This is a genomic window from Leuconostoc sp. XM4 (assembly GCF_055698815.1).
Map to the genome: position 1 here is coordinate 954,122 of NZ_CP134507.1, position 15,433 is coordinate 969,554.

Sequence of the window (15,433 nt, forward strand, 5' to 3'; positions counted from 1 at the left end):
TTAACCTGATATCGATATAATCAAGCTAGTAACTAAACTATAAAAGGCAGGATCAAGCTATGGTTAAAAATTCAACTACTGAGTATACTTTTATAAAAGCTCAAATTGATCTGGTTATTCATAATATTGTTAGTAATAAATACAATGAGGAACTGACATACTACGATGTTTTATGGCTTCCTGATAATTTAACCAACCCAGACAGCAAAGAGCTATGGCAATCATTTCAAGATAATTTAGAAAAAATTTCTTTTATAGCTATGAATACTGGTTTGCCGAACCCCAATGCCGATGTCGATTTGGTAATCGTTAAAATGAGTAGTGGTGAAATAAATCCAAATGCGATAAAATATTTTGAAGTAGGTAAGCGAAAAGATTATTTAGCGATGCAATACCCGCATATAATGGACAAAGACAACGACACTTTATTTAATGCTTGGGATGAGGCTAACAACTCGTATAATTCAAAGGAAACATCCGCAACCGTTTGAATTTTAAGTGACTATCTGATCGGAAATACCAGATTCAAATAAAAAAACAACTGTCACTGAATAGTTGTTTTTATTTACCAGCTATTTCAATTTCTATTCGAAAAAACTATTGACTTGAAGTCCACTCCAAGGGTTACACTTAATGTATTCACTAGTAAAAAAGGAGATTATCATGGATTACAAGACATTAGCTAGTGGCATTGAGATGCCCTTACTGGGATTTGGTGTTTTTCAAGTTCAAGAAAAAGGGGCTGCCAAACAAGCAGTACTCAATGCCATCAAAACAGGTTATCGATTAATTGATACAGCGGCCAGTTATGGTAATGAGCGAGAAGTTGGCGAAGCGATTTTGGAAGCAATCAATCAAGGCATAGTAAAACGTGAGGAATTATTCGTCACATCAAAGATGTGGGTTCAAGATGTTTCTGCACAGCAGGCAACTGCCGCCATCCAATCTTCATTACAACGTTTAAATTTAGATTACTTAGATTTATACTTGATACACCAACCTTATAATGACGTATTTGGTGCGTGGCGAGCAATGGAATCTGCGTATCGATCCGGCCAGTTAAAAGCTATCGGGGTCTCAAATTTTGATATTGCACAGTTAACTAACTTAGCAGAGTTTTCCGATATAAAACCGATGCTAAACCAAATCGAGGTAAACCCATTTCAGTAAAATAAGAAGGACATTACGTACTTTAGTCAATACGGTGTTCAGGTCGAAGCTTGGGCACCATTTGCAGAAGGTAAAAATGATCTGTTTTCAAATATTCTACTGCGGAAAATTGCTGACAAACATCATAAATCGATTGCACAAATTGTACTTCGTTGGCTAACACAACGAAATATTATAGTAGTTGCTAAATCTGTTAAGCCGGAAAGAATGGCGCAAAATCTTGACATTTTTGATTTTAAATTAACGCACCAAGAATTAGCAGAAATTGAAACATTAGATACGAATAGTAGCCAGTTTTTTAATCATGCAGATCCGGACATGATTAAATGGATGGCTAACCGTGAAATTAGTTATGATGTTACATTTGACTAGCTGAGCTGGAGGTGTTGCTAATGAATATCAAAAAAGTTGCTGAAATAACTAAACTATCAGCAGATACAATTCGGTATTACGAGCGTATTGGTATTATTGGTCCGGTACCTAGACAAGAAAATGGTATTAGAAATTTTAATGATCGTAGTTTAAATCAGTTAAAATTTGTAAAAATCATGAGAAACGCTGGTATGAGTATTGAGGCATTGAAGCAGTACATCGATTTAATATATGAAGACAATGATGCTACAATACCTGCCCGCAAAGCCATGTTAGTAGAAGCAGCTAATGAGATGACCGAAAAAATTAATAATTTAGTGACCGCTCGTAGTTATCTCACTAATAAGATAGATAACTATTACGGCCATATGCGTACAGTTGAAAACAAACTGTTTCACGATAAATGATGTTTACTATATATTAGCCAGAATGCGAGATAAAAGGGTTTGAAATTCCTGTTTTAATTAAGATATTTTAACACGTGAATATTGAAAAATATATGTAATAATTTGTTGCTTTACATACCGACCAGGCAGTATATACTAAAGATATCAATTATTCAAGGAGTACAAAAAATGTCTGTTGAAAACGTTCGTCAATTTTTCAAAAAATATCATTTAGAGAACCGAATCGTAGAACACGAGAACATTGGTGATACGGTTGAACACGCTGCCGAGTTGTTGAAGTGTGAGATAAAACAAATTGCCAAATCCATGACCTTCATCGTGGCAGAAAATTCAATTTTGATTGTTCTTGCAGGTGACAAAAAAGTAGATAATAGAAAATTCAAATCAACGTACAATTCACGACCAAAAATGATTCCTTTTGATCAGGTTGCGGACAGAATTGGACACATCCCTGGTGCGGTAACACCATTTGCAATCAAATCAGACGTAAAAGTATACTTAGACGTATCTCTAAAGAGATTTGAAACTGTTTTTGCTGCAGGCGGTAGTACAAATAGTACAATCGAATTATCAATAGATGAGCTTGAAAACTATGCTCATCCCCTAGACTGGGTAGATGTAGGGAAAGACTAGTGAACACACTTGCTAAACAAACCGTTTAGCGAGTGCGAACGGGAGGCAATCAATACGAATGACAGTAAATGATTGGATAACCTTTATATTAGCTAGTACCGTTATTATAATTTCCCCAGGTCCTTCTGTAATATATGTAACAACAAACAGTATGACTAATGAGATTAAAACAATGATGCCATTGATTATAGGACTCACTGCAGGATATTTTTGTGGTATGGGCATCTCTTTAATATTTATAAGTAGCTTACTCAAAATTTCATCCTACTCATTGGTCGTGTTAAAAATAATTGGTTCTGGCTATTTAACGTACTTAGCCATCCAAATGTGGACTCGTAAGCAGATTAATCAAGATAGCAGAAAACCAACATTCATACGAGGTGTGCTCATTGCTATCAGTAATCCTAAGGCACTATTATTTTATACAACTTTTTTCCCGCAATTTGGTCATACTCAAGTTGATATGGTATATCTAGCACTATGTTATGGCATATTAAGTTTTATAGTGGATTTTTCGAATATGCTAATTTCTCATTTTGTTAGCAGAGAAATTAGCATGAACTCTTTAATGTGGATTAATCGATCCGGAGCATTATTGCTATGGCTTACTACTTTAAAGATCTGGCTGTGAATAACCAGAAGTTAGTTCCAACTGTTTTTTTTAGCACATTTAACCAATAACGTTTTTGGCTTCTCCTGATAAATATGCATTTAAATTATCTACGGTTATGCGTAATAATCTTTCACGAGTCTCTAATGGTGCCCAAGCGATGTGAGGTGTAATAAAGCAATTTTTAGCTTTTAATAAAGGATTGTCTTTTTCAATTGGCTCTTTTTGGACAACATCTGTAGCTAAGGCATAAACTTTTTCATTATTTAGTGCCTCGGCTATGTCATTTTCACTAATAAGTTTTCCACGGGCTGTATTGATTAAAATCACACCATCTTTCATTTTTGAGATAGTAGTCTTGTTAATTAAATTAATCGTTTCTGGTGTTTGAACAACATGAAGACTAATAATATCCGCTTTTTGGAAAAGCTCATCTAAAGAAACTTGGTTGACCCATTTTTGGGTTGCAACAATAGGTCGATGATTATAAAAAATAACTTTCATTGAAAAAGCATTGGCTAATTCTGCCACTTTTTGAGCAATTCGACCATAACCAATGAGCCCTAATGTTTTACCTTTCAATTCAAATAGCGGTTTATCCCAAAATGTAAAATCATCGACACTAGACCATTTCCCATCATGGACCAATTGGTTATGTAATCCAACCTGACCAGTTATTTCTAGTAATAATGAAAAGGTAAATTGCGCGACAGCATCCGTAGCATAAGTAGGCACATTCGTCACAATAATGTTGTGGTTGTTTGCACTATCAATATCGACAACGTCATAACCTGTTCCCATAATGCCAATATATTTTAACTGTGAAGCACGACTGATTACACTATCATCTAGTGGGGTCTTATGTGTTATCACAACTTCCGCATCATCGATTCTCTGCAAAATTTCAGTGTCATTATCTACTGATGTACGGCTATAAAACTCAAAGTCGCCCAAATTTTTTAACGTTTCCCAATTTAAATCTTGATTGAGATCATAACCATCTAAAAGTACAATTTTCATAACTTATATCTCCGTTTTTTTGAGCCATTTGAATAAATCTTTTACTACAAGGATCTGAAAAGTAATTTAGTCATATTTTATCACTTATGACTAACCATGATTTTTAAACTTGAAGACTAAGAATAGGGGATTGTCGCAAGAATTATTTCGTGAATATCAACACCGCGGGGTTTTGAGTCCTTAACCGGCTCAATTAAAATAAAGTGGTAAAATGAAACAGATGAACGCTAATTGTTTGTTATCATATGATTTCAGACGGAGTTCCGGCGCGGATGCTTATCATATAGGAGGAAACTAAATGTCAAGGAATGAAGAAAAAATTTGGCTTGTAACGGGTGGATCAACTGGATTTGGACGTAAATTAATTGAAGAATTAATTGCAAAAAAGATTCCAGTCGTAGCTACCGCAAGAAATTTATCAGCATTTAATGATTTAGAAACGAATGAGGATGATTTGCTACTTAAAGTACAATTGGATGTCACAAACCAAGAACAAGTCAACAATGCTGTCCAGTCAGTGCTCAATAAGTTTGGAAAAATTGATGTTCTGGTTAATAACGCTGGCTACGGATACTCAGGTTCGATAGAAGAATCAGATGAAACTGCAGTCCGCCAAATGTTTGAAGCAAATTTTTGGGGAGCTAGTGCGATGATTCGTGCAGTGTTACCAGCTATGAGAAAAAACAGATCAGGATTAATTATCAATGTCACATCAATAGGTGGTTTACTAGCGTTACCCACCTATGGTTATTACAATGCAACCAAGCATGCCTTAGAGGGATTAGGTAAGGCACTATCATTAGAAGTTGAACCTTTTGGTATTAAGGTAACAAATGTCGAGCCTGGTCCCTTTAGAACTGATTGGGCAGGCAGATCACAATTTTCTGCCAAACATTCAATTAACGATTATGAAAATACGCCAGCAAGAACATCTGAGGAAGCTTCACATGCCAGATCAGGCGAACAAACTGGCTCTCCTGAACTAGCTGCAAAGGCATTTATTAAAATCGCTGCCTCTGACAATCCGCCTTTGCATTTTATTGCCGGTCAAAATGCTTTTAAACGTGAACAAGAAGAAATTTCTAATATTCAACATGATATGCAAAAATGGCAAGAGGATTCAACCCATCTGGACTATGGTGACGAGACCTATTGGCAATAGATGGGGGAATTTATGGGATCGTTTATTAAAAAATGACGCATACAATGATTATATTTTTTATTACCACTACTTTTCTTAGAGCTCTAAAACTAAGGCTAAGCGTTTCTTTTTAATACACTTGACATAGTTTCGAAAAGATAACTTAAGTATTTAATTTATCTTTTTTATTTTTTTATTTTTTTATTTTTTTAAAATTCTAAAAAAATTAAGTGATATGGTATGGTGTATAATCAGTTGGTTAACACTAGATAAAAAGGGGGAAATAATAATGAATTCGTTAGATACGTTTATTACTAAAAATGATTCACTAAAAATGGATTTAATGAATTATTTTTTAGAAACAGATCAAAGTTTATACACAATGAAAAGCATTGAAAATAACTTCGCATTATCGACATATATGTTGCGTGAAACAATAGAAGCCTTAAATATTGATATTAATAATTTATTTAAGTTTGATTGGCTGCTGATTAAAAAAGGTATTATCTATCAAAAGTATCGCGTCAGCAGGTATCATCTCTACAAATTGTCTCAATTTTATTTTAATTTGTCGCCTCTAAAAATACTTTTGGAAAAACGATCACTTTCAGGATCAATTCCCACCTACACAAATATTCAGTCAGAATATGGATGGAGTACTTCCTATTTTTTCACACAAAAAAATACCTTAAACAGTATGATTATGGATCAAAATCCTTTTGAATTTATTCAGGCAGGTTATGCAATTTACAACTACTTTGATGAGAAACCAGCTTTTTCTAATCGTATAAAATCTATTAGTCAAGACATTATAGATTTTTTATTAGATACATACCTTGTGAATGATATGAACCTTCAACAAAAAGAATTACTTATTAACTTTTATGTTTCGGAAATGATTAACAATGGACGTTACTGCTTAACAAACTATAGTGAACCAGTAATCTATACATTACAAAAATTACCAGATTCAATAGCACTACAAGTAAGTGGTGACACCACTATCTTTTTATCCAAATTGCTAGAAGTTTTAGATTTGTTTGATTTTCTACAAGAAAGTAATCTGTACTGGTTCTCTCCTGAAATTGAAGATAAAATTTTAAAAGTGCAACAAAAAATTACGCCGTTATTGTCACGTTATTTCAAGACTTTAAGTTTTTCAAAAATTAGTTTATTAGGTCATCAAATCTCAAAATATAGTCAACGATTTAGTATGAAAACGCAGTGGTTTTTCAAACCAGAAGGTGTTGTTAACCTAAAATACTTTCAGGATATTTATCCTTCAATTTTTACATTATTACCAGAAATAATTAAAATACTTAACGATCAACAAACTATAATCTTTGATAGTCGGCAAAATTTATTTGAATTTAATCTTATTGGAATTATGTTTAACGATATTGCAGCTATCAATCTTGACAAGATAGAAATCAGTGTTAATTTCACAGCCAAACAAATGACAAACAATATGATTATTACAATGTTAAAAAGTCATATTAATCACGCGAGCGTGTACTTCACACAAAACCAGACCAATGCGGATATTTATTTATCTGACACAATTGATGAAAAATCAAGAGGAGAGCAAGTAATTTGGAAAAAGCCGCCTACCTTAAGTGACTGGAGAGCATTGGGAGAACTAATTGTAAAGATAAAGAAAAATGAAAAGAAAAAAACTTAACATTAACAAACTAGTTTACACAAGCACCTTATCAATTTTATTGATATCAATTAACTCAACTTTGAGGCATCCTCTCATTACGGCTAACAAGATCACTTTAAGAGAGCTCATTAATAATGATAATACGTTAAATCAGCTAGTAATAAACGGAGATGCTTTTGTTGATAATAATATTATTACATTGACACCGGATAAACAGTCCATGTCTGGGACCGCTTATTTAAAAACACCGATTAACTTTTCTAATGATGTTTTGTTAAGTTTAAAAGTAAACGTTGGCGATAAATCTCAGCAAAGAAACGGTGGAGATGGCATTGCTGTTAGTTTTGTACCATATGATCAAATTAATTTACTAAATCAAAAACATGGCGGCGCTTTAGGGCTCGGAGGCATAAAAAATGTGTTTGGTTTTAAGGTAGACACATACTTTAACCAAGTTGGTGAGACAGGAATTTTTGATCCAGATCCTTCTAAATTTGGGTTTTCACAAGGTTCTGGTGTACCATTTGGTGCATTTTTTTCTGGAACAAGTGAAGGCGTCATTCAGACGTTATCTGAAGGAGCTCAATCTCTTGATCAAAAAATTTATGGCAATCAACTTGAAGACCTGACTATCTCTTATGATAGTAACAATCGTTTGTTTCAAATTAACTATCATGGAAAAACTTGGAATCATTCAATTAAAAATGCTAATGAACTAGACAAACCGATGTATTTAGTTTTTTCCTCTTCTACTGGGACAAACCATAATTTGCAACAAATATTACTTGATACCACAGACTTCAAACCTTACACGTCAACTGTAACTGTTAATTATTTAGATGAAAGTAATAAAAAAATTGCACCTTCAGAAACTTTGACAGGTACGCCTAATGAAAAATATACTACCAATGAGAAAAAAATTGAGGGTTATGAATTGATCGAGAAACCAAATAATAACTCAGGCATATTTTCAGGTAGTAGTTCAGAGGTTAATTATTACTACAAACCAATTACCCATCAAATTATTATCGATTATATGTATAACAATTATTCATTACGAAAAGAAATATTAACAGGTAATACTGGCGAGACTATTAACCATGCAAGTACTACTACGCTATCTGTTTTAAAAGACTACACAATTGATTCTTCCGATTGGCCAGGAAGTTTCTCCATTCCTAATAGTGACCAGAAAGCATGGCACTTTAAAATCTGGCTATCCAAAAAAGCTGCATCTGTTACTAAAAATAACGACAGTGTGAAGGTAGATGTGGAAAAGATAAATAGCACTAATATAGTGACAAAAGATCCAATTGTTACGAGCTATTTCTCTGAAAGGTATTCAAGTGAAATTATCAAAAAATACCTATTCCAAAAATTATTTACTAATACTTCTAAAAAATATGTACAAATAGAGCATCCGTCTATTGTTCTTGACAGGATAGCAGATAACTATTCAAACTTAGATAAGTATTTTGTTAGTATTAATAATCAAAAAGAAAAAACTACTGCTATAAGTACAACAGACCTTATGAATATTGATCAAGTAGCATTTCGTGATAATTTCATTAGTCGAAACATAAAGCCTAGCCCTTTTAGTGTAAAGGTAAGTGATTTTACAAAAGTATTAAATGTTATGGCATCGTACACAACTTTTACGGATAGATAAAAGCGTTATAATACGCTTTTTTATTTTTCATTTTTTGCAAAATAGAAAAGAATATATTAATGGGATAACTATATATAATAACTACTGGTCAAATATTTTATATATGGGAGTAATCATGGGAAAACGCATCTATCAAATTGACAGTATCAAGGTCTTTGCAATATTCTCTGTTGTATCAGTTCATTTTCTTCTTAATTCGGGGTTTTATGATATTGACATTGAGTCTTTATTAGCGTCAATTGGTACTGTTTTGAGATTAATTTTCATCACTGCGGTGCCACTGTTTATCATGTCAACAGGTTTTTTAATGGGAGAAAAAACTCTAGATGATACGTATGTTACAAAACTTGGTAAGGTATTGTTGATATACATTGTTGTATCATTGATTGATTGGATTGGACATATTTTAATTCTACATAATGACTTTTCATTTTCTGATGCCTTATTTGGACTATTGGATTATTCAACTGACAGCTATGGCTGGTATGTAGAAATGTATATTGGATTGTATTTAATTATTCCTCTGTTAAATGCTGCTTGGCATAATAGCGAGGATAAACGATATCATTTATATATTGTAGTAACATCGACTATATTATTCTTCTTACCTTCACTATTTAACATTTTTGGGAAAATATTACCAGATTGGTGGACAGCTGCTTATCCTATCGGATACTACTACCTTGGGCTCTATTTTAAAACTTACTTGGAACAAATAAAAACAATTCGTGTAAAATCATTACTTTTTTATTCTGGAACAGTGTTTATTTTTCTATCCATTTTGACGTTATTAAAAAATTATGGTGGGATCTTTTCTTGGACAACGCAAAATGATTATATGGGGTATCAACCATTTATTGTGTCAATCATTATTTTTTTATTATTTTTGAAATTGCCTTTTAAAGATGAAAAAAATGGCTCATTTCACTTTTTGTTGGTAAAGATATCAAATATGACATTAACCATTTATCTTTTTTCGGACTTAACTGACAGCATAGTGTATTACTATTTTAAGCAATTCGTGCCAAACATAGAAGCACGGTTTGTATGGGCACCAGTTATTGTTTGCATATCTTTTACTATGGCGCTTATGTTATCTTTTTCAGTTGAGATAATTTTATCAAAAACAATTTTCAATAGAATAAGAGGAGAAAAATCATGATTTTTTTGTCGAATGTTTTGCAATTCTACACATCGTATTATCCAATTATTATGACTATTGTTTGGTTACTGGGATCATGGATTTCTGGAATTCGAATTTCTAAAACAAAACAACAATGTGTGAAAAATGATAAAGTTACTATACTTTTATCAATGTTCAATGAAGAAGAAAATATTATTGAAACGTTACAGTCATTTACTCATTTAGAATATTCTAATTTTGATGTTGTTATTGTTGATGATAAAAGTAATGATCATTCTGTCAAAATTGTCAAAAAATGGTTAAATGACCAAGTAAAAATAACAGTTAATTTGATTGAATTATCTCAAAATATTGGTAAGGCGCAAGCACTAAATGAAGCAATCAAACAAATTGATTCACCGTACATCTTAGTAACAGATGCTGATTCTTTGTTAGCTAGTAATGCAATCAATAAATTATTGCAAGGTGTAACTAATGAAAGAGTTGCTGCTGTCACCGGTAAACCAATTGTCAGAAATCGAACAACATTACTTGGCAGATTACAAGCATTAGAGTATGTAGGTATCATTGATAGAATAAAACGAGCTCAGGACAATTTATATGGCGGTATCATGACCGTCGCAGGAGTTGTTGTATTGTACCGAAAAAAAGCGTTATTATCAGTAAATGGATTTGATCGTACAGCTATCACTGAAGATATTGATATTACTTGGCGATTAAGAAAAAATCAATGGCTCATTAGATATACACCTGAATCGTTAGCTTATATATTAGTACCCGAGACTTTTCAAGGATACTTTAAACAACGTATTCGTTGGTCAATAGGTGGACTGGAAGTATTTTTAAAAAACATAAAATGGGTAGTTAAGCAGGGAAGTACTTATCAAAGAATGTTGTTACTTGACATGTTTTTAAGTCACATTTGGGCCTGGTTGGCAGTCATAACATTGTGCCAATACGTTCTATTAACCGTTACAACCAAAACATTTTCATTGCCTGGTGGCATATTGATCCTATACATTTCTCTCTTTTTTATCATGTTTTTTCAAGGCCTAATTCAAGATAAAGGTCAATCAATGCTTACTGTACAGGATATCTTTGCGTTGCCATTTTATAGCACCTTTTACTGGTTCACATCACTAATAACAGCAATTATTTCACAGTTTAATATTGCCTTTTTTCACAAACAGAAAGGTTCTTGGAAAAGTCCAGATCGAGGGAGATAAAAATGATGTCAGAAATTATAATTCGTCGTAAAAATATGATAGGGAATACAATATCAAACATAATTACTTTGGTAGCTTGGGGGCTTAATTTGTTTATAATTTTGCTCGCCTTAATAACACAATGGGGGATTTACTCGGATAGCTTTGTGGTTGTTCAGCTATTATTAGGCCTGAATACACGTGTTATCAATGGAGGGTTACAAACAATTATGATTTGTATAACTTTAATACTATTACCAACACTCAGATCTTTATTATCAAAAAGAGAGGATATTTAAAGTGAAAAGAACAAGTCGAATGTCAGTGCTGATAGTTATATGTATTATGATTAGTCTCTTTTTTTTAATGACCTTTGTTGTTTTTAAACAAGAACATCAACAAGAAAAAATTGATCAGAAAGTTGATTATACATATCGTGATTTTGCACAAAAGAATAAGAATGTTAAGGATGGTGTAATTGTTTTAGCCTACCATCGTATTTTAAAAAATAATAAAACAGTTGACTTTGCAAAAAAAGTTTCCAAAAATCCGCAGTTGCAACAATACAATGTTGCTCAAAATGAATTTATTCGTCAAATGAAATGGTTGAAGAAAAATAATGTTAGCGTTTGGTCAACAGATGAACTAATCAAACATTCTAGAGAAAATAATATCAAAGGAAAACATGTTGTTTTAACATTTGACGATATTGATACGACATTACCGCGTAATGCAGCTCAGACAATGTTCAACTTCAGTTTTCCGTTTACTATTTTTGTAATCACAGGACAAGCGGGGAGAAATTTAGACGGTGAGCAAATGGCAACGTGGTCAGAAATTGCTAGATTGGCTGAACATAAGGAAGTTACAGTTGGTTTACACACCAATGATTTACATTATCAAGTTAATAATCATCCAATTTTATCAAGTGGTAAACTATCAAAACATACAATACTAGAAGACTATAAAAAATCACAACAAAAAATGAAGAAAGAAGTATCAGTCAATACGCATGTGTTTGCCTATCCTTATGGGAGTGAAAATAAGACACTGACAGAATATATGTACTTACACGGTATGAATGGTATTTTTCTTTTAGAACCTGGTGTTGTGACGAATGATATGACTGATATTTTAAAACGCATACCAAGGTTTATCGTAACAGATTCGAATTTTAATCAGTTGGGGAAATGGTTTAATTCAAGATAAAAAATTATAAAAATAATAATTTTAGTTGGTTGATAATATGATAACAAATTTTTCAGTTAATGTTTTTAAAAGAAAGTACAATACATTTCTTTCTAACTATTGTGTATCAGATGTAAAATGGATACATATAAATAACCACTTAGAAGTTTATTTTCTCGAAAGTAACGAGTATTCAGTTGAGCCAGTGCATATCCGCTGGCAAATTAAAAATGGTGTTGTACTGCATAATTCAAAAAGAGTATTACGATTTTGAATATTATTACTTATTGTCAGTTCAAATCACAGTATTTAGCGACGTCATTTTCGTTCTATAGGGCATAATCATCGTTATGGTGTAAAAGCATAACTATTTTTTTCAGATTTAGAATTAGTCTATTACTTTTAGCACTCGTTTCATGTTATATTGTTACGTAAATGTTCCAACACTTTACTGTTACTAATACAATAGTTCTAATAGAAAATATCACTTAGAATGACAGTAATTTCGAAAGATAAATTAGTTATTAGACCTTTAAAAATAAAAGATTACGGCAGTTGGTTTACTGGATTTTCTCCACGTAAGCCCACCCAGATCCATTTTGATGAGAGGTTGTTAGATATGAGTATTTGCACTCAAGAATGGTTTGGTAATTTACTTGGAAAACACCAAAAATTAAAAGACACTGATGATACATATATTTTGAAAGGTTTTAAAAAGCATAATGTCCGAAACAATTAATCAATCAAAACATTATTATGGTCGATCACAATCACAATTTGGCGATCTTTGTATTCCCGTACAAAGCAAAAAGGAGAAATTACCAATTGTTGTAACAATACATGGTGGCTTTTGGTTGAATCAATATGGCTTAGAAGAACTCAATCCAATTTGTACCAATCTTAATCAATTAGGTTTTGCTACTTGGAATATTGAACATAGACGTCTAGGTGAGCTAGACGGTGGGTTCCCAGCACCTACAATGATGTTATCAACAGCATTAACTTTGTTAAAAAGCTAGCTGAAAGGTATCCTATTGATATTTCGCGTGTTATCCTAATGGGGCACTCAGCGGGAGGTCACCTCGCACTTTGGAGTACTGCTACTATTTTTAATCAAAGCTTAAAAAACGATACTAAATTGATTCCTCTCGAAATAGCACCAACACTGGTTGTTTCACTCGCAGGTATTTCTATTTTAGAGGACGCAAAAAAACGTTTTGAAACTAAGGAGGGACCAAACTTAGTCACAAACATTATAGGATCAAGTGATATCAACTCGGTGTCACCCAATAAGCTTCTTCCCCTAGGCATTCCCATCATAATGGTTCATGGTTTGGATGACGCGGACGTTGATCCAAAAATGACCAAAAAATTTGGTTCTGAAGCTGAGAATTTAGGCGATGATGTATCCTATGTAATTATGGAATCAGCAAATCATTTCGACCTGATTGATCCGAAAACACCTATTTGGAAAAGTACAATTGCGACTATTCGTAACAAAATTTAGATCTTTAAATTTCAAATCATAAAAGTTAACCTAGTTGTCTTATCCTGATTATCAGGATTTTTTTATTTTACGAACAATTACATTTTTGTTGTTACAATGAATACTTTCTCCCATTCGATGGCCTCTTAGCGTCTGAAATGGTGCTATAATTACACTTAATATTATTTTTATGACATAATCATGGGTTAGAAAGCGTAAAACTGCAATGAATAAACTACTATTGACTGCTTACGGGTTCTCAACAGATAAAATCAAACGTGCTGCACTAGGATTGCTTAATATAGAACATTCTAGTAAAGCATGTATTATATCTACTTCTAGACCAGAAGAAAAAGAGAAGCATCCACAAATGCAATAAATCAGAAATGATTTATTAGAATTTAGACTAGATCAGGTTAATTTTCTTGATGTGCAGTTTGAAAGTGCAAAGAAACTATATGGCTATGACTTGATATTCTTGAATGGTGGTTATCCATTTTATCTACTACATTTCTTGAAAAAAAGTGGTGCTGACCATATTTTAAAAGACATTAGTAGGACTGGGGTTCCAATTTTTGGGCTAAGTGCTGGATCAATTGTAATGGGACCTTCCATCGAATATTTGCAATATCTTTATCCAGAGGATAACCAATTTAATGATACAGATTTAACAGGTTTGAACTTAACAAGTACTACAATTTTCCCGCACTTCAAAGAAATGTTAACGCGTGATGCTGATATTGACAAAAAACTAACTTCGTATGAAAATACAACTGGAGTTAAAATCATGAGGCTTAATAATGATCAAGCCTTATCGTGTCATTGCAAAGATAAAGTTCTGATTGATTAAATACCGAATTGGAAACCCTATATATCAAATAACGATTTAATCTCAAAATCCTAACTTTTCGCGTTATACTCAACTTCTTTTAAAGAATAGTGGAACAGGGGTTGTGCTGAAAAAATTACAGATACGCTCAATACAGAACTCGAATCATTAATTGACAATTCACTATCATCCATTTAAACTTTACTTATAAATAATAAGTTGAGGAAAAGAATTTGTTCAATAAAAAATTAAGATCGTATTCTTTTCGTCTTTGTTTGTCTATTGTTGGCACCATTATCATTGCCTTTGGGATTGTTTTATTCCGTTTGGCGAACATGGGCATTGATCCAGCAACAGCAGCAGATGTTGGTATATCAGATACCTTCCATTGGAATTTAGGGAACTATCAGCTTGCATTTAATGCGCTATTGTTCCTTGGCATTTTGTTTTTCGATCAAACACAGTTTGGCATCGGAACATTAATCAATATGTCGTTACCAGGATACATTATCGCTTATTTTACACCGAAGTTTGAACCTATAGTTGGGCGTTGGTTTGGATGCTTTTCTTATCTTGAAAACATATTTTTATTTGTCATTGGTATGTTTTTATTTTCATTAGGAATTGGCATATATACAAGTGTAAATCTTGGTGTTTCCCCGTACGATGCAGTTGCGCCATTGTTCAACAAAAAGAAATGGGCCAGTTATCGTCTGACAAGGTCTGTTCAAGATTTGTTCTTTTTTGTAGTTGCCATTATATTTGGTGGGCCACTGGGTATTGGAACTTTTTTGATTGCCACGTTAACTGGCTATATTGTACAATACTGGCGTCAGCTATTTAAAAAAATAAAACACCACATACAAAAAACGCACAGCTTTTAGTTGTGCGTTTCG

The 15,433-nt window shown here is 32.8% G+C and carries 15 protein-coding genes and 2 pseudogenes; 16 read left to right on the forward strand and 1 reads right to left on the reverse strand.

Annotation, left to right across the window (positions count from 1 at the left end; translation table 11 throughout):
- Positions 1-59: 59 nt before the first annotated feature.
- From RHP64_RS04770 to RHP64_RS04790, 5 genes and pseudogenes are all read left to right on the forward strand, one after another.
- Positions 60-491: a hypothetical protein gene (locus RHP64_RS04770; RefSeq protein ID WP_025268078.1), complete on the forward strand. Its 432-nt coding sequence runs from the start codon at positions 60-62 to the stop codon at positions 489-491.
- 172 nt (positions 492-663) lie between these two features.
- Positions 664-1,542: pseudogene (locus RHP64_RS04775) on the forward strand (aldo/keto reductase).
- A 20-nt stretch (positions 1,543-1,562) separates the two neighbouring features.
- Entirely contained in the window at positions 1,563-1,949 is a 387-nt protein-coding gene (locus RHP64_RS04780) for a MerR family transcriptional regulator (RefSeq protein ID WP_014324695.1), read from the forward strand.
- Positions 1,950-2,117: 168 nt separating this feature from the next.
- Positions 2,118-2,582 (forward strand): YbaK/EbsC family protein, encoded by a 465-nt coding sequence (locus tag RHP64_RS04785; RefSeq protein WP_025268080.1) that lies wholly within the window; start codon positions 2,118-2,120, stop codon positions 2,580-2,582.
- A 58-nt stretch (positions 2,583-2,640) separates the two neighbouring features.
- Positions 2,641-3,213 (forward strand): LysE family translocator, encoded by a 573-nt coding sequence (locus RHP64_RS04790; RefSeq protein ID WP_014324697.1) that lies wholly within the window; start codon positions 2,641-2,643, stop codon positions 3,211-3,213.
- Between the two features lie 39 nt (positions 3,214-3,252).
- On the opposite strand, the gene RHP64_RS04795 is transcribed toward RHP64_RS04790, so the two are convergent.
- Positions 3,253-4,212, reverse strand: a complete 960-nt coding sequence (locus RHP64_RS04795; protein ID WP_025268081.1) for a D-2-hydroxyacid dehydrogenase — start codon at positions 4,210-4,212, stop codon at positions 3,253-3,255.
- A 298-nt stretch (positions 4,213-4,510) separates the two neighbouring features.
- Here RHP64_RS04795 and RHP64_RS04800 point away from each other — a divergent pair, with 298 nt between their 5' ends.
- The 11 genes and pseudogenes from RHP64_RS04800 (at position 4,511) to RHP64_RS04850 (ending at position 15,421) form a co-directional block, all read left to right on the forward strand.
- Entirely contained in the window at positions 4,511-5,374 is an 864-nt protein-coding gene (locus RHP64_RS04800; protein WP_025268082.1) for an oxidoreductase, read from the forward strand.
- A 268-nt stretch (positions 5,375-5,642) separates the two neighbouring features.
- On the forward strand, positions 5,643-7,034 hold the full coding sequence (locus RHP64_RS04805) for a hypothetical protein (protein WP_462785075.1): 1,392 nt from the start codon (positions 5,643-5,645) through the stop codon (positions 7,032-7,034).
- The gene (locus RHP64_RS04810) at positions 7,015-8,685 is read left to right on the forward strand and encodes a lectin-like domain-containing protein (protein ID WP_014324700.1); all 1,671 of its coding nucleotides are present in this window, start codon (positions 7,015-7,017) and stop codon (positions 8,683-8,685) included. Before RHP64_RS04805 ends, RHP64_RS04810 begins: the two co-directional genes overlap by 20 nt.
- 115 nt (positions 8,686-8,800) lie before the next feature.
- Complete coding sequence (locus RHP64_RS04815; RefSeq protein WP_111303367.1) at positions 8,801-9,847, forward strand: acyltransferase; 1,047 nt, start codon at positions 8,801-8,803, stop codon at positions 9,845-9,847.
- Positions 9,844-11,055, forward strand: a complete 1,212-nt coding sequence (locus tag RHP64_RS04820) for a glycosyltransferase family 2 protein (RefSeq protein ID WP_174202637.1) — start codon at positions 9,844-9,846, stop codon at positions 11,053-11,055. The genes RHP64_RS04815 and RHP64_RS04820 overlap by 4 nt, the downstream gene beginning before the upstream one ends.
- Positions 11,056-11,057: 2 nt before the next feature.
- A complete protein-coding gene (locus tag RHP64_RS04825; RefSeq protein WP_240742584.1) occupies positions 11,058-11,333 on the forward strand; it encodes a hypothetical protein in 276 nt (91 codons plus the stop codon).
- A gap of 1 nt (position 11,334) precedes the next feature.
- Positions 11,335-12,243: a polysaccharide deacetylase family protein gene (locus RHP64_RS04830; RefSeq protein WP_462785076.1), complete on the forward strand. Its 909-nt coding sequence runs from the start codon at positions 11,335-11,337 to the stop codon at positions 12,241-12,243.
- 472 nt (positions 12,244-12,715) lie between these two features.
- Complete coding sequence (locus RHP64_RS04835) at positions 12,716-12,961, forward strand: hypothetical protein (protein ID WP_014324705.1); 246 nt, start codon at positions 12,716-12,718, stop codon at positions 12,959-12,961.
- Positions 12,945-13,729, forward strand: a pseudogene (locus RHP64_RS04840) (alpha/beta hydrolase). Before RHP64_RS04835 ends, RHP64_RS04840 begins: the two are co-directional and overlap by 17 nt.
- Before the next feature lie 409 nt (positions 13,730-14,138).
- Positions 14,139-14,558, forward strand: a complete 420-nt coding sequence (locus RHP64_RS04845) for a Type 1 glutamine amidotransferase-like domain-containing protein (RefSeq protein ID WP_242490539.1) — start codon at positions 14,139-14,141, stop codon at positions 14,556-14,558.
- A gap of 212 nt (positions 14,559-14,770) precedes the next feature.
- A complete protein-coding gene (locus RHP64_RS04850) occupies positions 14,771-15,421 on the forward strand; it encodes a YczE/YyaS/YitT family protein (protein ID WP_025268087.1) in 651 nt (216 codons plus the stop codon).
- The last annotated feature ends 12 nt before the right edge of the window (positions 15,422-15,433 follow it).